Origin of the sequence: Streptomyces sp. NPDC057702, assembly GCF_042799315.1 — a bacterium.
In the GTDB taxonomy this organism is placed as follows: Bacteria; Actinomycetota; Actinomycetes; order Streptomycetales; family Streptomycetaceae; genus Streptomyces.
This window is the reverse complement of record NZ_JBHVJC010000018.1, coordinates 120,843-144,364: the sequence shown is the minus strand read 5'-3', so window position 1 is coordinate 144,364 and position 23,522 is coordinate 120,843. Positions and strand designations below refer to the sequence as shown.

Sequence of the window (23,522 nt, the reverse complement as noted above, 5' to 3'; positions counted from 1 at the left end):
GGCGGGCCCCCGCCGTCTGGGAGAATGGTCGCTGCCAGGACCGCAAGGAAGGAAGTGCCGACCGTGGCTCAGAGCATCGAGGCCGACTGGGTCTCCCGTTTCGCAGACGAGGTCATTGCCGAGGCGGAGCGTCGCGCGCCGGGCAAACCCGTCGTCTGCGCGTCGGGCCTGAGCCCCTCCGGCCCGATCCACCTCGGCAACCTGCGGGAGGTCATGACGCCGCACCTGGTGGCGGACGAGATCCGGCGTCGCGGCCACGCCGTGCGGCATCTGATCTCGTGGGACGACTACGACAGGTTCCGCAAGGTGCCCGCCGGGGTGCCCGGCGTGGACGAGTCGTGGGCCGAGCACATCGGCCGCCCGCTGACGGCCGTCCCGGCCCCGGCCGGCTCCCCGCACCCGAACTGGGCCGAGCACTTCAAGGCCGCCATGGCCGAGGCGCTGGCCGACCTCGGGGTGGAGTACGACGGGATCAGCCAGACCGAGCAGTACACCTCGGGCGTCTACCGCGACCAGGTGCTGCACGCCATGAAGCACCGGGGCGACATCGACGCGATCCTCGCGCAGTACCGGACGAAGAAGGCGCCGGCGAAGAAGTCGCAGAAGCCGGTGGACGAAGCCGAGCTGGAGGCGGCCGAGGGCTCCGGCGCCGCGGCCGAGGACGACGGGGCGAGCACGGCGGGGTACTTCCCGTACAAGCCGTACTGCGGCGACTGCGGCAAGGACCTGACCACCGTCACGGCCTACGACGACGAGAGCACCGAGCTGACGTACACCTGCTCGGGGTGTGGTTTCGGCGAGAGCGTGCGGCTGAGCGAGTTCCACCGCGGCAAGCTGGTCTGGAAGGTGGACTGGCCGATGCGGTGGGCGTACGAGGGCGTCGTCTTCGAGCCGTCGGGCGTGGACCACTCGTCGCCGGGTTCGTCGTTCCAGGTCGGCGGGCAGATCGTGGGGATCTTCGGCGGCGAGCGGCCGATCGGGCCGATGTACGCGTTCGTCGGCATCTCGGGGATGGCCAAGATGTCGTCCTCGCGCGGCGGCGTGCCCACCCCGGCCGACGCCCTGCGGATCATGGAGGCGCCGCTGCTGCGCTGGCTGTACGCGCGCCGCCGGCCCAACCAGTCCTTCAAGATCGCCTTCGATCAGGAGATCCAGCGGCTGTACGACGAGTGGGACAAGCTGGAGGCCAAGGTGGCGGACGGGACGGCGTTGCCGGCCGACGCCGCGGCCCACTCCCGCGCGGCCCGCACGGCGGCCGGCGAGCTGCCGCGCACGCCGCGCCCGCTGCCGTACCGCACGCTCGCCTCGGTCGTGGACGTCACGGCGGGCGCCGAGGAGCAGACGCTGCGCATCCTCAGCGAACTGGACCCGGCCGACCCGATCGCGACGCTGGACGAGGTCCGCCCCCGGCTCGACCGCGCCGAGAGCTGGATCTCCACCCAGGTGCCGGCCGACCAGCGCACCCTGGTCCGCGACGACCCGGACAAGGAGCTGCTGGGCTCGCTGGACGAGGAGGGCCGCGAGTCGCTGCGGTTGCTGCTCGACGGGCTCGACACGCACTGGTCGCTCGACGGCCTGACCACCCTCGTCTACGGGGTGCCCAAGGTGCGGGCGGGCCTGCCGGCCGACGCGAAGCCGACGCCGGAGCTGAAGGTGGCCCAGCGGACGTTCTTCGCCCTGCTGTACCGGCTGCTGGTCAGCCGCGACACCGGCCCGCGCCTGCCGACGCTGCTGCTGGCCGTGGGCGCGGACCGGGTACGCCACCTGCTCGGCGCGTAACCGGCCGCCGGCCGACCCGTGCGACCGGTTGTGGCCGGTCGCACGGGCGGTGCCGGGGGTCGGTGTGAGCGGGTGGCCCGACCTCGCCCGACGTCGGCCGACTTCGGGCGGGGCCCGGCGCGGGGCGCCCGATATCGGGTGCGGCCTGGTACGGGGTGCGACCGGGTATCGAGCAAGGCCGGCGCCGTGGTGGATGACGTCGAGTGGTGACGGCCCGTGGGGGTTCCCACGGGCCGTCGCTGCGCGCGCTGCCGTCTGTCGGCTCGCTCCCGTGTGACCGGTGTGTCCGAGGGGGCGGGCGAGCCGGATGGGCCGGTTGGGCGGGTGGCCCGTGCGGTTGTCGGGCTGGTCGCTCGCGAGGTGACCGGGTCTTCGTCGGGGGCGACGGGCCGGCGTACGCGATGTGGGTGACGGGCCCCGGGGTGGGCGGGCGAGGTGGGGGGCGGGGCTGCATCGTTCGACGGACCCACACTTCCCCCGGGGGAAGGACGTGCGGCAGCACCGGGCCGAGGATGCTGGAGCCATGAGAGAGATCCTGGGCATCGTCGGAATCGTGGCCGCCATCCAAGGCGCGCTCGGCATCGTCGGGCGCGTCGTGGGGGACAAGCCGTGGGGCATGCTCCAGCAGTGGTTCGACGTCCCCACCCCCGGCTATGTGGCCATCGCCGCGGCCGGCCTCGCGCTCGCCGCCTGGAGCGAGCTCACCCGCGCCACCCGCAAACGGGCCTGAGCGGGACGCGTTCCGCGCGACCCCGCCCCACGCGCGGCGAGGGGACAGCCCCTCGGCCCGACACGGAGCGGCAAGGCCCGGTTCGGGTGGGGCCGGGCCCGGTTCGGGTGGGTGTGGTGATGCGACCCGGCTTGGCTCGGGGCGGGGCTGGTGTGTCCGAGGGGCCTGGTTCGTGCGGCGTACGCGGCCGGGCTCGATGGGGGCGGGGCTGGTGCGCGGGGCCTGGTCTGGTTCGGCCGGGCCCGGTTCGGATGGGTTCGGCGCGGGGGGGTGTGGCCCGTTCTGGGCGGGGCTCGTGCGTGGGCCGCGCTCGGTTCGGGTGGGGCTGGTGGGCCCCTGGTCTGAGGGCCGTGGGGCGTACGCGACGGGCTCGGCTCGGGGCGCGGGGCGGACCTTTCCCGTTGTCAGGCGGCCGGCTCTGTGTGGTGTGCGCCCAGGTGCCGGGCGGGGGTCAGGACACGGCTCGTGGCGGGGCGCCCTGTGTGGGCGGTCTTGTCGCGAGGGGGGCGTTCGCCGAGTGCCGGTTGGGCCGTTGCTTCGCGGGGTGCCGGGGTGCCGGGGTGCCGGGGTGCCGGGGTGCCGGGGTGCCTGAGTGCCGGGGTGCCGGGGTGCCTGAGTGCCCGGGGGGCTGCCCGGCCTCGGGTGGGGCCGGTTCCCGGCGGGTGGGTCGGCCGGGGGCGGTCCTACGCGACGGGGCCGGCCCCGGGTGGGAGGGGCCGGCCCGTGTGGGACGAGGGGGGCCGGTTACGGGATGTTCTGGGTTTCCATCTCCATGCGGTAGCGCTCGCGCAGTTCGCGGATCTCGCGGCGGAGGCCGTGCGCGGGCAGCGGGCCGCCGCCCACGCCGGCGATGCCGTAGAGATCGAGCAGGTAGCGGCTGAACTGACGGGAGTCGGGGAACGCCCCGCGCTCCGCGACGAACTGCCGGAAGGCCCCGTAGAACGCCTCGTCCCGGGGGATGTCGTCGGGCAGTGCCGAGAGGGCGATCTCCTGCGTGGCGTCCGGCGGGTACTCCGGAGTCGGGGTCGGAGCGGCGCGCCGCTCGGCCTGCGCCTCGCGGGCCGCTGCCGTGTACCGGTCGTCGCCGCCGTCCGGGCGGCGCTCGTCGGCCTCGCGCTGGGCGGCGTACGGGCGCCGCTCGTCGCGGTACGCGGCGGGCTGCTGGTCCTGATGCTGGTCGTGGCGTTGGCCGTACCGCTCGTCGCGGTGGGTGGGGGCGATCTCCCCCGGGTCGCCGGGGTACGGCCGCTCGTCCGGGTACTGGCCCGGCCCGCCGGCCTGGGCACTGCCCAGCGCCCGCCGCCGGCCGCCGGAGATGACGGGCACGGTCACGTGCGTGCCCTCGGCCTCCGGGCCAGCCTCCGGAGTGGTTCCCGCCTCGGAGTGGAGTCCCGCTTGCGAACTGTCCGTCGCCGCCTGGGCCGGCGCGCCGGAACGCGCGTCGGCCTCCGCCGCGCGCGGCGCGGGGATGCTGGCGGACGGCTGCCCCGCCGCGGGGGCGTGCTCCGCCGAGGTTCGGGCGGCGGCTGCCAGCGAACCGTTGGCCCCCGCCGTCGCGGGCGAGGCGGGTGCCTGGGGTGTGGCGTACGCGGCGGGGCCCGGGTGCGCGGCCGGTGCCTGGGTGGCCGTGCCGTTCACCGGTCGGGCGCCGGTCACGTCCGTGGCCTCCGCCGTACCGACAGCCCCTGCCGTACCACCGGCTCGCGCCGCACCGGCCTGGGCCGCACCGGCCTGGGCCGTAGCGGTGGCGCGCGCCGGGGCCGACGCTTCCGCCGGGGCTGGTGCCGGGGCCTGCGCAGAGTGTGCCGTGGCCGTGTCCTTGGCCGGGCCTCCGGCCGCCACGGCGTTCGCCAGCGCCGGGTCCGTGGCCCCCGACGGGTCCGTGGCCTCGGCCGCGCTGGCCGGCGTCTTCGTCGTGTCCGGGGCCGGCGGGGTGGCGGATGTGTCGCCCGGGTGTGCCGCGTTCGCCGCCGTCGCCGCGTGGGGCGTGTCCTTGGCGATCGAGACGGTGGCGGCCGGCGGTAGCGCGGCCGTTCCGGCGGCCGGTCCGGGCGATGTCGCCTCGGCGCGGTCGGTCGCGCCCGCCGCCACGAGGGCGGCCGTCTGCGGCGTGCCGGCCATGGCCTCGCCCGTGGCCAGCGCCAACTCCGGGGGGATCACGATGCCGGCCGCGGCGAGCCCGGCCGGGGCGGTCTGCGAGATGGGCACGCCGTACCGGGCCAGCCGCAGCGGCATCAGGGACTCCACCGGGGCCTTGCGACGCCAGGCGCGGCCGAAGCGGGCGCGTAGCCGGGCCCGGTAGACGAGACGGTCCTGCTCCAGCCGGATGACCTCGTTGTACGAGCGCAGTTCCCACAGCTTCATCCGGCGCCACAGCCGGAAGGTGGGAACGGGCGCCAGGAGCCAGCGGGCGACGCGGACCGACTCCATGTGCCGGTCAGCGGTGATGTCGGCGATGCGACCGATGGCGTGTCGGGCGGCCTCGACGGCGACGACGAACAGGACCGGGATGACCGCGTGCATCCCGACGCCCAGCGGGTCGGGCCAGGCGGCGGCGCCGTTGAAGGCGATGGTGGCCGCGGTCAGCAGCCACGCCGTCTGTCGCAGTAGCGGGAACGGGATGCGAATCCACGTCAGCAGCAGGTCGAGGGCGAGAAGTACGACGATTCCGGCGTCGATACCGATGGGGAAGACGTTGGCGAAGCTGCCGAACCCCTTTTCCCGCGCGAGGTCACGGACCGCGGCGTAGGAACCGACGAATCCGATCGCGGCGATCACCGCCGCACCGGCGATGATCACCCCGATCAGTATTCGGTGTGTGCGCGTCAATCGCATCGCGGCCACCCGCGATCCCTCCCGCCCTCGGCAACTAGCGCGCCAAGCCTGGCATACGCGTCAAGTCAAGAGTGCGACCAGGGGCGAACAGGCGTACGGTAACGCCCCGTTCCGTCCCCCGCGCCCCGGCTTGGAGCCCGTCCCAGGCCCTTCGCCGTCGCGTACTGGTGCAGTGACGTCGCACTCCGTGCCCGACCTGACGGTGCCCGGCCCCACCCGGACACCGCACTGCCCCGCCCGCCCCCCCGCGCTCGCCCGGCCCCTCGCCGCCATCCGACGACAACACCGGCCAGCCGCCACAACCCTGACCCGATGTGAGCTCGGCTCGCTGGACGTAACCCTGACCCGACGGCAGGGCCACCCCCGACGGCACCCGCCCGCTCCCCACCGAGCACGAACCACCCCCGAGGAGCCGACCCCGGCCCACCGCCATGAGCTCGGCTCGCCGGGGCGTAACCCTGACCCGACGGCAGGGTGGGGCGGCCGTTCGAAGTCCGCGCGCCCGGTCGGCGCGTATCCCTGACCTGGCGGCAGGGTCGGGCCGGCAGCCCTCCCGCTCACCCGCGCCCGCCTGGCTGGTGCGTATCCCTGACCCCACGGCAGGGTGGGGTCGGCAGCTCCAAGGCCGCCCGGCCGGCCGGTGCCTATCCCTGACCCGACGGCAGGGTCGGGCCGGCGGCCCTCTCGCTCACCCGCGCTCGCTCACCCGGTGCCTATCCCTGACCCGATGGCAGGGTTGGCCGACGGCCCTCTGGTCCACCCGCGCTCGCTCACCCGGTGCCTATCCCTGACCTGGCGGCAGGGTCGGGCCGGCAGCCCTCCCGCTCACCCGCGCGCGCCCGGCGCCCAACCCTGACCTGACGGCAGGGTGGGGCCAGCCGCTCGAAGTCCGCGCGCCCAGTCGGTGCGTAACCCTGACCCCACAGCAGGGTTGGGTCGACAACCCTCCCGCTCAGCCGCTCCCGCTCAGCCGCTCCCGCGCCCGCGCCTGGCCGGTGCGTATCCCTGACCCGACGGCAGGGTTGGACCGGGAGCACCCTCGCTCACTCGCCCCCGCTCGCGCGCCCGACCAGGGCCTGACCCTGACCCCGCAGCAGGGTTAGGCCAGCACGCCGAGTTCGTGCGGCCCTCGCGGTGGCGGCCCGACGGCTGGGTCGCCCCCGCCGCGCCCGCCCGGCCGGCCGCGCCCGGCCATGCCCCCACACACACAGTTCAAGCCGGCCGCGCCCGGCCATGCCCCACGCACAGCTCAAATCGGCCCGCCCGGCCCGAGGGCTCAGCGGTGGAGAGGGGTCTCCCGTTCCAGGCGGGCCAGTTTCTCGGGGTTGCGGACGGCGTACAGACCGGTGACGCGTCCGGCGGCGACCCGCAGGGCCAGCACCGTGTCGATCTCGTTGGCGCGTCGGAGGAGCAGTGCCGGGTGGCCGTTGACCCGGGTGGGGTGGAGGGCGAGCGCGGCGTCGAGCCGGTGGAGTACGTGGGCCACCGCCTCGGCGCCCACGACGGGGGCCAGCGCGGCCCGTACGACTCCGCCGCCGTCGGTGAGGAGGACGACGTCCGGGGCGAGGACGTCGAGCAGGCGTCGCAGGTCACCGGTGTGTACGGCCTGTTGGAACGCCTCGACCGCGCGCCGGGTCTCGGTGGCGGACACGGTCTCGCGGGGTCGGCGCGCGGCGACGTGGGACCGGGCGCGGTGGGCGATCTGGCGGACCGTGGCAGGGCTCTTGTCGACGGCGCGGGCGATCTCCTCGTACTCCACGGCGAACACCTCGCGCAGGACGAACACCGCCCGCGCCGTCGGCGCGAGGGTCTCCAGGACCAGCAGCATCGCCATCGAGACGCTGTCGGCCAGTTCGACGTCCTCCGCCACGTCGGGCGTGGTGAGCAGCGGTTCGGGTAGCCAGGGGCCGACGTAGGACTCCCGGCGCCGGCCGAGCGCGCGGAGCTGGGTCAGGGCCTGGCGCGTGGTGATCCGCACGAGATAGGCGCGCGGGTCGCGTACGGCGTCGAGGTCGACATCCACCCAGCGCAGCCAGGTCTCCTGGAGGACGTCCTCGGCGTCGGCGGCCGAGCCGAGCATCTCGTACGCGACGGTGAAGAGCAGGTTGCGGTGGGCGACGAACGCGGCCGTGGCACGGTCCGGGAACCGGGCGTCGGGGCCGGCCCCGACGCCACCGCCCGGTGCGCGGGTGTGGACTCCGACATCGCCACCGCCGGGTCCGGGCCCGAGGGCGTCCCGGTCACCCGATCCGACGTCGCCGCCCCCGGGGGCGGCACCACCCCCCGGGCCGGGCCCAAGAGCGTCGGCGCCCCGTTCGGGGGTGTCCCTCGGTGGCTCGCTCATGGCTGGTTCCCCGTTCGCTCGCTGTCGGCTGTGCCGGTCACCAGACGCCGGCCGGCGCTCCCGTGTGACACCCGCGGCCGGTGGGCCACGTCACATCGCGCGGCCGTCACGGGCGTCGGGCCGGTGACGTCTTGTGGTCGTCCAGCGCGGCGCCCCGGGGTCACCACGAGCCCGGCGCCCCGCGCCACCACCGGTGCGGTGGCCCGCCACCACGGGCGCGACGGCACCCGTCGCCCCACGCGCGGCGCCCCGTGCACCACGAATGACGAGGAACGGTCATGGAACCCCGCTTCAACCTGTTCGACAGCCCCACCGCCGCGAAGATCGCCAAGCGGTTCTACAACGTCTCGCTGGCGATGGACCAGTCCACGCTGCCCAGGTCCCTGCGGGAGCTGGTGGAGCTGCGGGTCGGCCAGCTCAACGGCTGCGGCTTCTGCGTCGACATCCACACCAAGGAGGCCGCTGCGGCCGGCGAGACCCCGCTGCGGCTGGCGCTGGTCGCCGCCTGGCGGCACAGCACCGTCTTCACGCCGGCCGAGCGGGCCGCGCTGGCCCTGGCCGACGAGGGCACCCGGCTCGGTGACCACGGAGTCAGCGACGCCACGTGGGCCGCGGTGCGCGAGCACTACGACGACGACCAGGTCGGCGCGCTGGTCTGCCTGGTGGCCCTGATCAACGCGGCCACCCGGATGAACGTGATCGTGCACAACCCCGGCGGTTCGTACGAGCCGGGCATGTTCGCCGCGATGGCCGACTGACCCGTCCCACCCCGTGCGGGCACCGGGCGAACGCCCCTCCGAGAGCGCGCCCCGGAAACCCCCGCACGGGTACCCCGCCTCGCGGACGGCGCCGATCGCGCAACGCCCACCTCACGAGTCGCGCACCCGTGCCCCACACCCCCGGGGCCGCGCACCGCAGGCGTCGCGTACCCCACAAGGCCCCGCCGCGCGGACCACGCGCGGCGCGAGCCGCGTACCCCACAAGGCCCCGCCGCGCGAGCCACGCGCGGCGTGAGCCGCGTACCCCGCAGAGCCCCGCCGCGCGAGCCACCTGCGGCGTGAGTGACGCACGGTGCGAGCGACCTGTCTCGCGGATCACGCGCGGCCCGGCCCGGGGACCATCCGATCCGAGGTCGGGCCGCGCGCGGTCCGTGGGGTCGAGGCCCGGGCCCGGGCGCGCCCGGGACGCGGGGCGCGGGGCCGGGGCGTGCTGGCGGTGCGGGCGAGACGCTAGGCGCCGCTCTTGTCGTCGGCCTTCTCGCCGTCCGTCCCGCCCCGCTCGTCCTTCTTGCCGTCCTGGCCGTCGTTCGTGCCGCCGCCCTGGCCGCCGCTGCCCTGGTCGTCGGGGGCGGTGGCGCCGTTGGCCTTGCCGACCGCCGCCACCGCTTCCTTCGCGGCCTTCTCGGCGTCCTTCTTCAGGTCCTCCGGCTTCGGCGGCTTCGCGTCCTCGTAGCCGGCGCCGCGGTACTCGACCGTGACGACCACGTTGGCCGTACGGGCGACGACGGTCTCGTTCTTGAACTCGTCGCCGTCCTTCTTCGTGGTCGTCGCCACGGCCTTCGCCTCGTCACCGACGCCGGTCACGGTGCCGGTCTTGGCGCCCTTCGCGCCGTCGGCCGTGCCGGCCTTCTCGGTCTGCTGCCCGGCGTACGTGGCGGCGCGCTTGTCGCCCGGACCGAGCCCGACGTCCGAGGCGAAGAGCTTGAGCGAGACGGTGAGCTGGCGGTACTGGAAACCGTCGAGGCCGGACCACAGGCAGCTCGCGGACTCGTTGATGTTGGCCGACGGCAGCGTCTTGCCCTGCTTGTCCTTCGCCTCCGGGACGAGGTCTCCCACCATCTTCTTCGGCAGCGTCTCGCACACCTCGGGAAGCTTGGCGAACTTCGCCGGGATGACGGTCGGCGACGGGCTGGCGGTGGCCGACGACGACGCGTCGTCCTTCGGGTCCTTGTCACCCGAGTCGGACGAGCATCCGGCGACGAGCATCACCGGCGCGGCGGCGCAGGCGAGCATTCGGGCGAGTCTCGGTGCTGTTCGGGGCATGGTCCTTTGCTCATTCTCTTCTCGGTGGGCGGCCGTCCCGCCGCGTGACTCGTTCGGCACGGTACGCGGTCGCGGTGTCCGGTCGGCCGAACCGTGACGGTACTCGCCGTGCTAGTCGCCGAAGTGCCCGGGGAGCTTGCGCGCCAGGTCCTGTGCCTTCTCCTGCAGCTCGGCGCTGCTGGGCACGTGCCGTGGGTCCGTGGACCACTGGTCGTACTCCAGGGTGACGATGACGTTCGAGGATCGGAAGACGATCGTGATGTCACGGTGGACGCCGGAGTCGGCGGTGCTGAACTCGTCGTTCAGGAACGCCTCGTCGCCGATGCCGTCGAGCTGCCGGGGGGCCAGGTCGAGACCGTCCTCGTCCTCCTGCCCGCCCTCGTCGCCGCTGGTCCCGCCATCGCCGGACGCGCTCGGGGTGGCGGGGGCGGTGGGTGTGGCGGACGCCTCATCGGGGGCTCCCCCCGACGCCTCGCCGGGCGAGGGCGACGCGTCCTCGGCCGCGCGGACGTGGCTGACCAGGGCGAACCCGGTCGCCGGGCCGTCGGCTCCGGCCCCCGGCCGCCCGCGCCGGGCGTCCCCGTCGGCGCCCCGAGCATCCAGGGCCGTGGCGGCCCCGCCATCGCCGGCCGGGTCGCGCCGGGTCGCGGTGGCCAGGCGCCAGGAGGCCGCGTCGACCGTGGCGTCCGGGCTGGGGTGGAGGCCGCCGTTCGGGTCGCCGGAGCCGCGCACGATGTCGGGCGTGTCCGCGTCCGCGTCCCGCTCCGAGACGTCGCCGGGCGCGCCCGGGCTCGACGCGCCGGCGCTCGGCGACGCGGTCTCCGTGCCGCCGCCGTCGCTGTGGCCGGGGCTCGGGGGCGGGCTGGGGATCCTGGCGGCCGACGCCTTCTTCGCGTACGCCGCCTCGGCCCGGTCGTCGTCGCCCTCCTGCGGGTCGTAGGAGACGATGCGCTCGAAGTCGAGTGTCAGGTGCCGGGAGCCCTCGGGCGTGGTCAGCTTCCAGCGGCAGCCCACGCGCCGGTCGGTGTCGTACGTGACGGCCGGCTGGCCCTCGGCGACCGCCTTGCGGGTCGCCTCGTCCTGGTCGTCGATGCCGGGCAGCAGGGAGCGCAGCATGTCCCCGCTGACGGTGCCGCAGGGCTCGGGGAGCGTACGGAACTTGCCCGGCTGGACGTTCGCCGTGGAGCTGAAGCCGCCGGGCTTGCCGTCGTCGTCCCCCCGCGCGTCGCTCTGGCTGCTGCATCCGGCGAGCCCCGTGACGAGCACGGCGGCGGTCAGCGCGGTGCCCGGTACGTACGGCCTTCGCTGCACTGTCCGCGGCTCCCTTCCCCGGAAAACTGGTTGCCGCACTGGGGCGGCCGGTGGAGACAATGTTTACCTCAACCGCTAGCGCGTTCGCCGGCTCACGGCCGTGAATGTAACGCCAGGTCCGGCTTTTGACTTTTCTGTCTTTTTTCTGTCTTTCACGGGGGAATGGAGTATGTCGTGACGTACACAGAGGTAGCGGGCGCGCACGTACCGATTCGCATGTGGGCCGACCCGGCCACCGTGGAGGACCTGGCGATGCGACAGCTCCACAACGTCTCGACGCTGCCCTGGATCAAGGGCCTGGCCGTCATGCCCGACGTGCACTTCGGCAAGGGCGCCACGGTCGGCTCCGTCATCGCCATGCGGGGCGCGGTGTGCCCGGCGGCGGTCGGCGTGGACATCGGCTGCGGCATGAGCGCGGTCAGGACGTCGCTGACCGACGCCGACCTGCCCACGGACCTGTCGCGGCTGCGCTCCAAGATCGAGCAGGTCATCCCGGTGGGCCGGGGCATGCACGACGCGCCGGTGAACCCCGGGCGGCTGTACGGCCTGCCCACGGCGGGCTGGGACGACTTCTGGTCCCGCTTCGACGGCGTGGCCGACGCGGTGAAGTTCCGTCAGGACCGGGCGACCAAGCAGATGGGGACGCTCGGCGGCGGCAACCACTTCGTGGAGCTGTGCGTGGACGGTGAGGGCGCGGTGTGGCTGATGCTGCACTCCGGCTCCCGCAACATCGGCAAGGAGCTGGCCGAGTACCACATCGGCGAGGCCCAGAAGCTGCCGCACAACCAGGGGCTGGTCGACCGTGACCTGGCCGTCTTCGTCTCGGACACCCCGCAGATGGCGGCGTACCGCAACGACCTGTTCTGGGCGCAGGAGTACGCCAAGCGCAACCGGTCGATCATGATGGCGCTCTTCCAGGAGGTCCTGCGGCGCGAGTTCCGCAAGGCGAAGGTCGCCTTCGATGACGTCATCAGCTGCCATCACAACTACGTCAGCGAGGAGCGGTACGACGGGATGGACCTGCTCGTGACCCGTAAGGGCGCGATCCGGGCCGGGGTGGGGGAGCTCGGCATCATTCCCGGTTCGATGGGCACCGGCTCGTACATCGTGCGCGGCCTGGGCAACGCGGCGTCCTTCAACTCCGCCTCGCACGGGGCGGGCCGGAAGATGAGCCGCAACGCGGCCAAGAAGCGGTTCTCGACGCGCGACCTGGAGGACCAGACGCGGGGTGTGGAGTGCCGCAAGGACGCCGGTGTGGTGGACGAGATCCCGGGCGCGTACAAGTCCATCGACCAGGTCATCGACCAACAGCGGGACCTGGTCGAGGTCGTCGCCAAGCTGAAGCAGGTCATCTGCGTGAAGGGGTAGGCGCGCCGGCGCGCCCCCGGGCGGGGCTGCCCCTCGGCCCCCGGACACGCGGTGTCCGGGGGCCTCGCGCGGCCGGGGCGTCGTGCGGTCCGGGTGGCCTATCGTGCTCCGATGAGCAGGAGCTTGCGACTGGCGGTCGCGCAGAGCACGGTCCCCGAGGACCCCACCGACCCGGAGAACCTGCGGGCGAGCGGCGATCAGATACGGACGCTGATGCGCGAGGCGCACGCCGCGGGCGCGCGGTTGGCGCAGTTCCCGGAGGGCGCCATCACCTACCCCGACAAGCACGTGCTGTCCTCGGGCCCGCCCGGGACGCTGGCCGCCGCGGACTGGAGCCGGGTCGACTGGGACGTGGTGCGCGAGGAGGCCGCGTCCATCGCCGAACTGGCCGGCGAGCTGGGCCTGTGGGTGGCGTTCGGCTCGCCCCACCCCCTGACCCCGCCGCACCGGCCGCACAACAGCCTGTACGTCGTCTCCGACGAGGGCGTGCTGGTCAACCGCTACGACAAGCGCTACCTCTCGCACTCCGAGGTCTCCTACCTGTACACCCCGGGCACGGAGCCCCTGGTCGTCGAGATCGACGGCGTCCGGTGCGGCGTCGCGCTGTGCATCGAGATCAACTTCCCCGAACTCTTCCACGCGTACGAGCGGCTGGACGTGGACTGTCTCCTGATCTCCGTCATGTTCGACGACGCGTCCCGCGCCGACGTCGCGCGGGCGTACGCCACCCTCTACACCTCCTGGGTGGGCTACTCCGTCCCCGCGCAGTTCGGGGCGACCGCGCCCGCCGTGATCTTCGCGCCCGGCGGCCGACGGCTCGCCAGCGGCCCCGCCGAGAACCGCCCCGGCCTGGCGATCGCGGACATCGACCTGGACACGCGGGACCCCGACATCGACACCGCCCGCCGTCTCGCCCGCCCGTGGCGCCGCACCGCGCGGGCGGGGCTGTACGACGCCCACGTCGTACGCGGGGACAGCCGCAGCGAGACCCGCACCGCGTTCTGAGCCGGTCGCCGGCGCGACGGCCGCGCCGGGCGGCCCCCGGACGGGGCGCGTTCTGACGTGGGGCGGCGCCCTTCTGGCACGGCGAGCACCCCGCTGTGGCACGGGGAGCACCCCGCTGTGGCGCGGGCGCCGCGTCGTGAGGTGGACAGCCCGTCGTGGCGCGGGCGCCGCGCACCGGGTCGTGGCGTGGGGGGCGGCGCCGGGCGGGTCGGGGGCGGGTCCTCGGTCGCCTCAACCCCCGTCGTCCTGCCGCGCCGTGGCGCGGTCGCTCGCGGCGCGGACCGTGCCGCCGCCCCAGGCGACGTGGATGTCCGGGGAGCCGTAGGGCGGCCAGAAGCCGATCGGGGAGCCGACGTAGACGCCGAGGTGCTCGCCCGTGGTGCCGCGCCAGGTCACGGACGACTGCGCGCCGGTGAAGAACGCCAGGTAGCGGAAGCCGCGGCCGACCAGGTCCTGGATCGGGTAGTTCATCTCGGCGGACCCGCTCGACGAGAAGAACGGCGGCCCGAGCAGCACCGTGGGCGGGCCCGGCCACCAGTCGTCGTGCTCCCCGTCCAGGTCGTACCGGTCGCCCTCGACGGTGGTCAGCCGGGTGGTGACGGGGCTGACGACGAAGAAGCCGCCCAGCGTGACGGTCGCCGCGTACGGGTGGGAGTCCGTGGTGTCGAGCGAGTCGCGCACCGCCTCCGGAGTCACCTCGGCCCGCTCCACCAGGGAGCGCAGCCGTTCCTTGTGGAGGCCGAACTGTGCGCGGGCCATGGTTGCGTAGATCTTCTCAGCGGTGGTGGTCATGGCGGACCTCCTTCGCGTTTCTCGTGCTGGATACCGCCCCTTCCCTCACCGTCCTCCATTCCGAAGTGCCCGCAAGTCGATCTGATCCGGGCCCGCCGGAATGCGATCAACGGGCACCCCCCACGCCCGAGTTGCCGAACTCGTACGGCGATGCATGCTGGGGAAGGAGAGCAATTCCCACGCGGGAAAGGAGACATCGTGACACCAACCAACGCCGGGCCCGGCAGCGGCTACCAGGCCGAGGGCGAGCAGCGGCGTGCGGTAGCCGAGGCGCAGGCCGATATCTACCGACACGTTCAGCATCTGCACGACGAGGGCGTGATCAATCTGGACGCCCCCGCGCGCGACGTCATCGACGTACTCGACCAGCGATATCCACAGCGGGCGAGCGACGCTCAGGCGGTGGCCGGAGGCTACTGGCTCGTCGGCGACCAGGGATGGTGCGACCATCTCACGTAGCGAGGGGAAGTGAACTCCCGTGAGCACCAGTTACCCACCCTCGCGCCCCAGTCGCGAGGAGATCCGACAGCAGGTGGAACGCCTCCAGGATCTCGGAATGGTGGACCTCGACGCACCGTTGAGGGATTCCATTCCCGAACTCGCGCGTAATGTGGCGCGCTATCGGCAGGGAGAGCGCTCCTGGTGGGTCATCGCCTCCGGGGACGATCCGCATGCCGTCTGCGAGTGTGAGCTGTGACCTCCTCCGCCATGGCGGAGCGGGTCGCTGACGGAGCGCTGGGCTGGATAGACGAGAACCTGTCGTACTTCGACCCGTTCAAGGACGGGGAGCTGACGGGGCTGTGTGAGATTCCCCTGACCGAACTGGCGATTCTCACGTATTCGGCCCAACGTTCCGCGCGGCACGTCGACGCGGCCGTCATCGCGCGGTTCCTGGACTTCATGGAGGCCGCCTACCGGCGACCGGTCTACCAGGAGCGTCCGTTCCGCGAGCCGGAGACGCTGGTATCCCATCTCGTGGTGGCGGCGGCTCTCGCCCACGGCCGGCGGCTCGACGGGGCCTCCTACCAGCGCGTGGTCGAGCGCCTGGTGCGGGCCAGCACGGTGACGGCACCCTCGCTCCCGCCACACCGGATGATGGAACTCCGGCACGCGCTCGACCTCAGCGGCGTCCGGCACGACCTCCCGTCCTATCCCGCGCTCTATCGCGGCACGATGCCGGCGCGGCCGGTGAACCCCGTTTACGTGACCCGCGCGGAGGTCTACGTCCTGACGCACGTCATCTTCTACGCGGCGGACCTCGGACACCGCCCCGCCCGGGGAATGAGCGACGGCGAACGCGGGCGGCTCGCGCGCCTGGTGGACCGGCTGCTCGGAATGTGCATCGCCGCCCGCGACTGGGATCTGACGGCGGAACTCATCCTCTCCGCCCGGTGCCTGCGGCGGCCCGCCTTCTTCGAGCCGTGGGGCTGGGAATGCCTGGTCGCCACCCAACGGGCCGACGGTTCGGTTCCGGGCCTGCGAGCCCGCCTGGCTCAGGCTGAAGCGGCCCCGCGTGATCCCGCGCGGGCCGGTGCGCGAACGCGTCGGGAAACGCCCGGGGAATCACTTGGCGAATTGAACGGGGAACCGGATACCGAGCCAGGCGCGGGCCCGGATGCGGAAGCGACCGTGGATTCCCGCTATCACACGACGCTCGTTTCCGCGCTCGCCGCGCTGGCCACACTCCGGGACGGATGAGGAGGAGAGGACGATGCCGTACCGACCCAACGCCGTGGACCGGGCCGCCGCGTTCGTCCACGCGGCCGGGCGCGCGCCGAACGCCTCCGTGTCCCACCAACTCCAGGCCCTGTTCGGCCTCTCCCTCGCGGAGAAGGCCGGCACGCCCGCCGCCGTGACGCACACGGAATCCATGGCCGTGGACATCGGCGAACGGCTCGACGAGGTCGACGCGGGCGGGGAGTTCGATCCCTTCGCCCACGACGCGAAACTCCTGCTCCTGTGTCACGACACGATGCGGCGCAAAGGCGTCGAGTGCCGTACGTTGCGGACCTTCGTCCGGGAGGTCTCCGCCGCCCTGCGCGACATGGAGGCGGTCCCGGCCCGCCTGTCCGGACTCGCGCGGCTGCTGGACGCCGTCGGCGAGGGGCCGTTCGCCGCCGTCGAGGACGTCGACGACCCGCACCCCTCGGGGGTGTCGCTGCTGCTGGCCGACCCGCCCGTGGTGCGCCGGCTCTGCGACACGATCGCGGGGGCCACGCTGTTCGGGGCCCGCGCGATGCCCGGCCACACCGCGGGGCTGCACCGCACGCTGCCGGTCCTGACGCTGCAGAAGCTGCGTGAGTACGACCTGGTCCTGGGGTCGACCCTGCTGCGCACCCTCACCTACATCGACGCGGACGACCCCGAGGCCCGCGCGTGCGCCACGCGCTACCTGGAGAGCCAGCAGCGGGACGACGGCAGGTTCGGCTACTACGCGCGGGAACTGGCCGAGGGGCCGGCCCTGCGGGCGGTGGACCAGGACCTCTACCTTCCGGTGGCCGTCTCCGTGCTCTGGGCGCTGGCCCAGGTCTCGGTGCCCGGACTGCGCGTGGTCGAGCGCGTCGACCGATGAGGGGCCGCCCGACGGGGCGAGCGCGGCGCGCGGGCGTGGCCAGCCGTTCACGTCACGGACAGGCCGCCCTCTCCCGGTCGGACGGGCCGCTTCACCGGAAGGCCACAGAGCGGATTGGTCATGTTCGCGACGCGACATGAGAGGAATCCGCCCTGTGCCCAAGCCCCGCGCCCTTTCCGGTCGGTTCGCCCTGCTCGCCGCGCTCGCGACACTCGCCACGACCGTGCTCGCCCCGGGCGCCCAGGCCGCCCGGCTGCCCGTGGTCGTGCCGCACGCGGAGACCCCCGCGCTGCACGACGACGACGACGCGGGCGGCAACGCTGACGCCGACGACCCGGCCATCTGGCGCGACCCGGCCGACCCCGACCGCAGCCTGGTCGTCGCCACCGCCAAGGAGGGCGGCCTGCGGGTGTACGACCTGGACGCGCGCGAGGTGCAGTCCGTGCCGGCACCCGCCGCGCCCGGTCCCGACGACGCGCCGGGCCGGTTCAACAACGTGGACCTCGTCCACGGCCCGCGCCTGTCCACCGGCCCCGCCGACCTGGCCGTCACCAGCGACCGGGGCCGCGACCGGCTGCGTTTCTACCGCGTCGACCCCGCCCGCGCCGGCGGCCCCCTCGTCGACGTCACCGACCCCAAGGCCCCGGCCGTCTTCTCCGCCATGCAGCAGGAGGTCAACGACCAGCGCACCGCGTACGGCCTGGCGACCTGGACCGATCCGGCCACCGGCCGCTCGTACGCGCTCGTCAGCCAGCGCGAACGGACCCGCCTGGCACTCCTGGAACTGACCGCCACCGCGAGCGGCACCGTCGGCTACCGCCCGGTGCGCACCCTGGACCTGCCGGCGTCCTTCCGGCTGCCGAACGGCGCCGCCTGGTCCCCCTGCGCCGAGCCGGGCGAGTCGCCGCAGGTCGAGGGCATGGTGGTGGACCCGGCGAACGGGACGCTGTACGCGGGCCAGGAGGACGTCGGCATCTGGCGGCTGCGCGCCGACCTCACCGGAAGGCCCCAGCTCGTCGACAGGGTCCGCGAGTTCGGGGTGCCGGGGACGTACGACGAGCAGAGCGACGCGTGTGTGCCGGGCGCCGACCCCGGCTTCGGCGGCAAGCGCCTGGCGGCCGACGTCGAGGGGCTGACGCTGCTGCGCGAGGACGGCGATGACGGCTATCTGCTGGCCTCCAGCCAGGGCGACGACACGTTCGCCGCCTACGACCGCGAGCCGGCCGACCACAACGCCTACCAGGGCGGCTTCCGGGTCACCGCGGCCTCCGCCGCGCTGGACGGCTCGCAGGAGTGCGACGGCGCGGCCGTGCTCAACGAGCCGCTCGGCCGCAGGTACCCGAACGGCCTGCTCGTCGTGCAGGACGGCCACGACACACCCGGCGACGGCGACCGCCCCGCCACCAACTTCACGTTCGTGGACCTGGGCCGGGTGCTCAACGCCCTCGACGACTGACCCCGACATCCCGTACGGGACGACCCGGGAGCACCCCCGAGCGAGCGGCCCCGTACGGGATGCCCCGTGCGGGGCGCCACGGACGGGACCCGGCGCCCCCGCGCCGGTCGGCGGGCGGGCGTCGGGGCGGCACGCGGGGGCGCCGGGGGGCGGCTCAGCCCTCCCGGTGCACCTTGTAGTTGGAGGCCTGCGCGCGCGGGCGGACGACCAGCAGGTCGATGTTGACGTGGCCGGGGCGGGTGACGGCCCACTCGATGGTGTCGGCGACGTCGTCGGCGGTCAGCGGCTCGGCCACCCCCGCGTACACCGCCGCGGCCTTCTCCAGGTCGCCCTTGAAGCGCGTGCTGGCGAACTCCTCGGTCTTGACCATGCCCGGCGCGACCTCGATGACCCGCACCGGGGTGCCGAGGAGCTCCAGCCGCAGCGTCTCGGCGATGACGTGCGCGCCGTGCTTGGCCGCGACGTACCCGCCGCCGCCCTCGTACGTCGCGAGCCCGGCCGTCGAGGACACCACGACGACGGTGCCGGCGCCCGGCCCGGTCGGCCGGGGCGCGCCGTCCGCCGACTCCGCCGGGGCCGGCGCCCGCTCGCCCGCCCTGGTCAGCGCCGGCAGCAGGGCCTGGGTCAGGTGCAGGGTGCCGAGCACGTTCGTCTCGTACATGGTGCGCCAGTCGTCCGGGTCGGCGGTGGCCACCGGGTCGGCGCCCAGCGCGCCGCCCGCGTTGTTGACCAGCACGTCCACGGAGGGGTAGGCGGCCAGCGAGGCGGCGAAGGCGTCCACGGCGGCGCGGTCGGTGACGTCCAGCGGGTACGCCACGGCCTGCCGCCCCGCCGCCGTCAGTTCGGCGGCCAGCGCCTCGATCCGCTCGGCGCGACGGGCCGCGAGCACGACCCGGTACCCGGCGGCGGCCAGCCGGCGCGCGGTGGCGGCCCCGATGCCGCTGCTCGCGCCCGTGATGACGGCGGTGGGTGCGGTCACGGAAGCCTCCTGGAGACGCGGTCACGATCTTTCCGTACGCAGGATAGGCCGGGCCCGCGCGCCCCCGACAGGGACCCGGGACGCACCCGGCGGGGACCCGGGCCCGGGGAGCCGGCCCCACCGACGCGGTCGCGACGGCACCGAATTCCGCTCACCGCCCGACGGTAAACATCCCGTTCCTTCATCAGTGTCTCGCTCGTTCGAGTGACCGAATGCGCGGGATATGTACGCCACCGACCCTAGGGTCTGTTTCTGCCACGTGCGGTACGAAACCGAAGGGTCGATCCGTGGGAATGTCGCTGCCCGCCGCCCCACCATTCTCCGACGAACGCTTTGTCGCCGATATCCGGACCACGGCCGCCCTGGTCGAGGCCCCGTTCTCGGAACGTACGACCAGGATCGCGGTCGGCGCCTACGCGGACCGGTTCGCGACCAGCACGGTGCTCTGGAAGACCACCGAGCGTCCGCGCGACGGTCTCTTCTACCGCTTCTACGCCCCCTTTCACCGCGACACCATCGGCCCGGCACAGACCGCCGGACTGCTGCGCGCGAGCGCGGCGAGTGGGAAACTCCTGCGCGACTGGAGCGAACGGGCGGGCGAGCGGGCCGTGACGCACTGCGATTTCCACGCGTGGCACGGACTGGCGAAGACCTATGTCTTCTTCCCGAGCCTGGAGACCGGCGCCGCGCTCGCCTCGCCCCGCGTTCCCGAGGCCGTGTCCCGCAATTCCGCCGCCTTTCGCGCGGCGGGACTCCCGTACGTCTTCGGGGTCGCCGTCAACCACCTGCACGACGCCCTCAACGTGTACTTCCACAACGGCGGCCCACTGACCCGGCGCCAGTGCGCGGGCCTGGCGGCGCTGGTCGGAGCGGACGGGACCGCCCACCCGGCGGGGGAGCCGGACCAGGGGCCCGCGCCCGCCTACGACGCCTGCGCCGCCGCCACCGTCGGTCTCGACGACGGCGCGGTCCACCGGGTCGCCTTCTACACCACCGGCCTGCCGTCGTGCGCGTTCCCGGGACTTCCGGAGCGCGTCGCACGGCTTTCCGCGCACGCCCCCAGCGAGGCGGCGAACGTCACCCACGTACTGGCCCGGTCGCTGGCGCCCGGCGGGCGGGCGCATCTCAAGGTCGAGAAGAGCTACCGGGGTGATTTCGCCGCGTTCATCAGAGGGCTGGGATGACCTTCCCGGCCGTTCCGTACGCCGTGGCGATCAGGAAAGACGAAACCAACCGGACGGGAAATGCCATGAGCCCCACGACATTCGACATCTACGAGGCGGAACTCACCCCGCACCGCGAGGCGTTCGCCGCCGACCCGGCGGTCCGTGAGCTGACGTCCGCCACCTGTGACGAGCACCGCTTCGCCTGGTGGCTGCTGCGGTACAGCGTGCACGGCGTCGCCATGACGGCCCCGGTGGAGTCCTGGATCGCCGGCGCGGGCAGCCGCTGCGCCGAACTCGGCGACCCGACCCTGGGCCGGGCGCTCAAGGCCCACTCCCGGGCGGAGGCGGGCCACGACCGGATGATGGTCGCCGACGCCCGCGCCGTCGCCGGCGTGCTCGGGGAGCGGTTCGTCCGGTCGGTGGACGTGGACGCGCTGCTGGCCGAACCGCCCCTGGCCAGCGCGCGCTCCTATGTCGACCTGCACGAGACGGTGATCGCCGGCCCCACGCCGCACGGCCAGCTCGGCATCGAGTACGAGATCGAGCAGCTCTCCCTCACGATGGGCCCGCTGTTGCTGCACAACTGCGAGCGGGTGTTCGGCCCCGGTCCCCGCTGCTACACCTTCCTGGCCGAGCACGTCGAACTCGACGGCGGGCACACGGCCTTCAACCGGGGCCAGCTCCGCGACGTGCTGGCCGCCTCCCCGCGGCTCCTGCCGGCCCTCGTCGACGCCGGCAGCGCCGCGCTGGCCAGCTACGCGCGGTTCATGGGCGAATGCCTGCGCCTCGCGGAAGCCGACCTGGACTCGGCGGCGGTCCCCTCGTGAGACCCCCCGGGCGGATCGCGGCACCGGCGCGGGCCAAGGCCGCCGGCCCACGGGAGACGGTCCTTCCCTGGCGTGGGGACGACCTCCTCCTGCGCTGCCACGCGACGCCGACGGACACCGACGCGGGCCCGCTGCCACGGCTGCGGGCCTTTCGGGCGGAGATGCTGTACGCGGCGGGGCAGCGGCCGGCCTTCCGTGACCCCGACGGCTCCTTCGTCGACCCGCAGCCCCTGGACTTCGGCGCGTGGCACTTCACCGCGCACCGGGACCCCGCCGCCCCACCCGCCGGATACATCCGGCTGGCCCCGCCGGCGCTGTCCGACCACTTCCAGTCCAGGGCGCTGATCGGCCCCGACCAGTTCGCCGCGCTCCTTCCCGCGCTCGGCGTGCCCGGGTCGGCGACGTTCGAGCACAGCAGGCTCGTCGTGGCCGAGCACGCCCGGGGGGTGGGGCTGGGCGCCCTGATGAACGCGTGCGCGGTGGCGGCGGCCCGCATCCTCGGCGCCGTCGCGATGGTGGGGACCGTCGGCTTCGACGGCGGACACGTCACCCTCCAGCAGCGGTTCGGCTTCTCCGTGTGCCCCGGCACGGAGCGGTACTCCCCGCTGTACCGCGACCACGTCTGTGTCGTGGCCCAGCGCACCGCCTCGGCGGCGGAGCACCCCGCCCCCTACGAGCCGCTCGTCGACCTCGTCCGCCAGCACCTCGCGCGAGCCCTCCCGGACCAGGGCGAATCCGCGACCTGACCAGCCCCAAGGCCCCCGATCCCAAGGCCCCCGGCTCGTGGGGGCGCGCCCCCCCCCCCGCCCCCCCCGGGGGGGGCCCCCCCCGCCCCCCCCCCCCCCCCCCCCGCCCCCCCCCCCGGGGGGGGGGGGGCCCCCCCCCCCCCGCCCCCCCCGACGGGGGGCCGCCCGCGCGGTCCCCGCCCACGCGCCCGACAGGACCCTGGCGCGCAGGCCGCTCCCGCCGTCGCCGCCCCCGAATCTCGGTCCAGACCAGTAACCCCATCGTAATAATTCACATGCCCGTCATGTTCCGATGGGCGCCGTTTCCGTACGCGCTCAGGGCGCCCTGTTTCGCTGCTCGGGCCTGCTTACCCCCGCTGGCCACGCGGCCCCCCGCCGTGTGGCCCGAACCGATCAGGAGCTCGCAGTGAAACGCACCGTCGTATCCGGCGCCGCCGTCCTCACCGCCGCACTCGGCCTCGCCGCCGCGGCCCTCGTACCCGCCGGTGCCACCGCCGGCGGCCACGGCCACCAGGACAGAGGTCGCGACAGAGCGGTGACCTTCGACGTCGTCAGCGACGTCCAGGGTGACGTCGGCGACCTCGGCCGGGCCCTCGACCAGATGAAGGGGTTGCCCGGCAAGAGCAGCGCGCTGGTCGTCAACGGCGACATCACCAACCGTGGATACCCGCACGAATACCAGGAGGTGCGCAAGACGCTGAACGCGCACCCGCACCCGAAGAAGACGTATTTCACCATCGGCAACCACGAGTTCTACGTGCCGAAGTACTGCGACGCCTCCAAGCTCTGTCAGGAGACCTGGCCGAACGGCACCAAGGAAAGCGAGCTCTTCCAGAACTTCTACGACTTCACCGGGCTCGACAAGGTCTATTACGAGCGCGTCGTGGACGGCGTGCCGATGCTGATGCTCGGCACCGAGAAGTACATGAAGTACCACGACGCCTCGAAGTGGGACGAGGTGTGGATGAGCGACAAGCAACTCGCCTGGCTCGACGCGCGACTGCGGCACTGGCAGCGCGAGGGCAAGCCCGTGATGGTCTTCTCCCACCACGTGCTGCCCGACACCGTCTCCGGTACCCGCAACAAGATGTACGGCGGCGACTACCTCCAGGCCGACCGGCTCCTGAACGTCCTCGGCAAGTACCGGGACGCCGTGCTGTTCACCTCGCACACCCACTGGAGCCTCGGCCTCTCCGACTGGGCCGTGCGCAAGGTCGTGCCCGGCACCGGAAACCTGGAGGGCTTCACCGTCGTGAACACCGGCGCCGTGCAGACCTCGTTCACCGACGACGGCAAGGGCGGCGAGACGTCCATGTCCGGCAAGGAGAACACCGGTCTGCGCGTGGAGGTGGGCAAGAAGGAGGTCGTGCTCAAGGCGCGCGACTACCTGCGCAACCAGTGGATCAAGGAGTTGCGCGTCCCGCTGCACCGGGGCCGCTGACCCGTCCGTCCGTGGGTCCGGGCCGGGGGGGGCCCGGGCCCCCGGGGGGGGGGCCGGTGACGGGGGTGCGGCGGGCGCGAACGGGGGTGGCCCGGGTGGCGAACCCCCAGGGTTGCGGGCGGCCCGCGC

At 73.8% G+C, this 23,522-nt stretch carries 20 protein-coding genes; 14 read left to right on the top strand and 6 right to left on the bottom strand.

Going from position 1 to position 23,522, the window contains the following annotated elements; genetic code table 11:
* The first annotated feature begins 54 nt into the window (after positions 1 to 54).
* Both lysS and ACFVFR_RS16210 read left to right on the top strand, forming a co-directional pair.
* Positions 55 to 1,779 (top strand): lysine--tRNA ligase, encoded by a 1,725-nt coding sequence (lysS, locus tag ACFVFR_RS16215; protein WP_383701901.1) that lies wholly within the window; start codon positions 55 to 57, stop codon positions 1,777 to 1,779.
* Positions 1,780 to 2,302: 523 nt separating this feature from the next.
* Positions 2,303 to 2,509, top strand: a complete 207-nt coding sequence (locus tag ACFVFR_RS16210) for a hypothetical protein (protein ID WP_383701899.1) — start codon at positions 2,303 to 2,305, stop codon at positions 2,507 to 2,509.
* A gap of 744 nt (positions 2,510 to 3,253) precedes the next feature.
* Here ACFVFR_RS16210 and ACFVFR_RS16205 read toward each other — a convergent pair.
* Both ACFVFR_RS16205 and ACFVFR_RS16200 read right to left on the bottom strand, forming a co-directional pair.
* Complete coding sequence (locus ACFVFR_RS16205; protein WP_383701897.1) at positions 3,254 to 5,344, bottom strand: DUF2637 domain-containing protein; 2,091 nt, start codon at positions 5,342 to 5,344, stop codon at positions 3,254 to 3,256.
* 1,276 nt (positions 5,345 to 6,620) lie between these two features.
* Positions 6,621 to 7,688: an RNA polymerase sigma-70 factor gene (locus tag ACFVFR_RS16200; RefSeq protein WP_383701895.1), complete on the bottom strand. Its 1,068-nt coding sequence runs from the start codon at positions 7,686 to 7,688 to the stop codon at positions 6,621 to 6,623.
* A gap of 278 nt (positions 7,689 to 7,966) precedes the next feature.
* On the opposite strand from ACFVFR_RS16200, the gene ACFVFR_RS16195 reads away from it, so the two are divergent.
* On the top strand, positions 7,967 to 8,446 hold the full coding sequence (locus tag ACFVFR_RS16195; protein ID WP_383701893.1) for a carboxymuconolactone decarboxylase family protein: 480 nt from the start codon (positions 7,967 to 7,969) through the stop codon (positions 8,444 to 8,446).
* A 471-nt stretch (positions 8,447 to 8,917) separates the two neighbouring features.
* Here ACFVFR_RS16195 and ACFVFR_RS16190 read toward each other — a convergent pair whose 3' ends face one another.
* Complete coding sequence (locus ACFVFR_RS16190; protein WP_383701891.1) at positions 8,918 to 9,730, bottom strand: hypothetical protein; 813 nt, start codon at positions 9,728 to 9,730, stop codon at positions 8,918 to 8,920.
* Positions 9,731 to 9,841: 111 nt separating this feature from the next.
* Positions 9,842 to 11,041 (bottom strand): DUF3558 domain-containing protein, encoded by a 1,200-nt coding sequence (locus ACFVFR_RS16185; RefSeq protein WP_383701889.1) that lies wholly within the window; start codon positions 11,039 to 11,041, stop codon positions 9,842 to 9,844.
* A gap of 174 nt (positions 11,042 to 11,215) precedes the next feature.
* Here ACFVFR_RS16185 and ACFVFR_RS16180 point away from each other — a divergent pair, with 174 nt between their 5' ends.
* Positions 11,216 to 12,409 carry an RtcB family protein gene (locus ACFVFR_RS16180; RefSeq protein ID WP_383701886.1) on the top strand — a complete coding sequence of 398 codons (1,194 nt, stop codon included), beginning with the start codon at positions 11,216 to 11,218 and terminating at the stop codon, positions 12,407 to 12,409.
* A 111-nt stretch (positions 12,410 to 12,520) separates the two neighbouring features.
* Positions 12,521 to 13,414, top strand: a complete 894-nt coding sequence (locus ACFVFR_RS16175) for a carbon-nitrogen hydrolase family protein (RefSeq protein WP_383701883.1) — start codon at positions 12,521 to 12,523, stop codon at positions 13,412 to 13,414.
* 231 nt (positions 13,415 to 13,645) lie between these two features.
* Here the strand turns inward: ACFVFR_RS16175 and ACFVFR_RS16170 are convergent, their stop codons facing one another.
* Positions 13,646 to 14,206, bottom strand: coding sequence for a hypothetical protein (locus ACFVFR_RS16170; protein WP_383701881.1), 561 nt, complete (start codon positions 14,204 to 14,206; stop codon positions 13,646 to 13,648).
* Positions 14,207 to 14,404: 198 nt separating this feature from the next.
* On the opposite strand from ACFVFR_RS16170, the gene ACFVFR_RS16165 reads away from it, so the two are divergent.
* The 5 genes from ACFVFR_RS16165 to ACFVFR_RS16145 all read left to right on the top strand — a co-directional run bounded on the left by ACFVFR_RS16165 (position 14,405) and on the right by ACFVFR_RS16145 (position 18,234).
* Positions 14,405 to 14,665, top strand: a complete 261-nt coding sequence (locus tag ACFVFR_RS16165; RefSeq protein WP_383701879.1) for a hypothetical protein — start codon at positions 14,405 to 14,407, stop codon at positions 14,663 to 14,665.
* A gap of 19 nt (positions 14,666 to 14,684) precedes the next feature.
* Positions 14,685 to 14,903, top strand: coding sequence for a hypothetical protein (locus tag ACFVFR_RS16160; RefSeq protein ID WP_383701877.1), 219 nt, complete (start codon positions 14,685 to 14,687; stop codon positions 14,901 to 14,903).
* The gene (locus ACFVFR_RS16155) at positions 14,900 to 15,904 is read left to right on the top strand and encodes a DUF6895 family protein (RefSeq protein ID WP_383701875.1); all 1,005 of its coding nucleotides are present in this window, start codon (positions 14,900 to 14,902) and stop codon (positions 15,902 to 15,904) included. The genes ACFVFR_RS16160 and ACFVFR_RS16155 overlap by 4 nt, the downstream gene beginning before the upstream one ends.
* 13 nt (positions 15,905 to 15,917) lie before the next feature.
* The gene (locus ACFVFR_RS16150) at positions 15,918 to 16,778 is read left to right on the top strand and encodes a hypothetical protein (protein WP_383701873.1); all 861 of its coding nucleotides are present in this window, start codon (positions 15,918 to 15,920) and stop codon (positions 16,776 to 16,778) included.
* Positions 16,779 to 16,914: 136 nt separating this feature from the next.
* The gene (locus ACFVFR_RS16145; protein WP_383701871.1) at positions 16,915 to 18,234 is read left to right on the top strand and encodes a phytase; all 1,320 of its coding nucleotides are present in this window, start codon (positions 16,915 to 16,917) and stop codon (positions 18,232 to 18,234) included.
* A gap of 154 nt (positions 18,235 to 18,388) precedes the next feature.
* Here the strand turns inward: ACFVFR_RS16145 and ACFVFR_RS16140 are convergent, their stop codons facing one another.
* On the bottom strand, positions 18,389 to 19,213 hold the full coding sequence (locus ACFVFR_RS16140) for an SDR family NAD(P)-dependent oxidoreductase (protein ID WP_383701869.1): 825 nt from the start codon (positions 19,211 to 19,213) through the stop codon (positions 18,389 to 18,391).
* A 293-nt stretch (positions 19,214 to 19,506) separates the two neighbouring features.
* On the opposite strand from ACFVFR_RS16140, the gene ACFVFR_RS16135 reads away from it, so the two are divergent.
* The 4 genes from ACFVFR_RS16135 (at position 19,507) to ACFVFR_RS16120 (ending at position 23,393) form a co-directional block, all read left to right on the top strand.
* The gene (locus tag ACFVFR_RS16135) at positions 19,507 to 20,397 is read left to right on the top strand and encodes an aromatic prenyltransferase (RefSeq protein WP_383701967.1); all 891 of its coding nucleotides are present in this window, start codon (positions 19,507 to 19,509) and stop codon (positions 20,395 to 20,397) included.
* 65 nt (positions 20,398 to 20,462) lie between these two features.
* Complete coding sequence (locus ACFVFR_RS16130) at positions 20,463 to 21,206, top strand: iron-containing redox enzyme family protein (protein ID WP_383701867.1); 744 nt, start codon at positions 20,463 to 20,465, stop codon at positions 21,204 to 21,206.
* Positions 21,203 to 21,952 carry a hypothetical protein gene (locus ACFVFR_RS16125; RefSeq protein WP_383701865.1) on the top strand — a complete coding sequence of 250 codons (750 nt, stop codon included), beginning with the start codon at positions 21,203 to 21,205 and terminating at the stop codon, positions 21,950 to 21,952. The genes ACFVFR_RS16130 and ACFVFR_RS16125 overlap by 4 nt, the downstream gene beginning before the upstream one ends.
* A 406-nt stretch (positions 21,953 to 22,358) precedes the next feature.
* Positions 22,359 to 23,393 carry a DUF4073 domain-containing protein gene (locus ACFVFR_RS16120; RefSeq protein WP_383701863.1) on the top strand — a complete coding sequence of 345 codons (1,035 nt, stop codon included), beginning with the start codon at positions 22,359 to 22,361 and terminating at the stop codon, positions 23,391 to 23,393.
* The last annotated feature ends 129 nt before the right edge of the window (positions 23,394 to 23,522 follow it).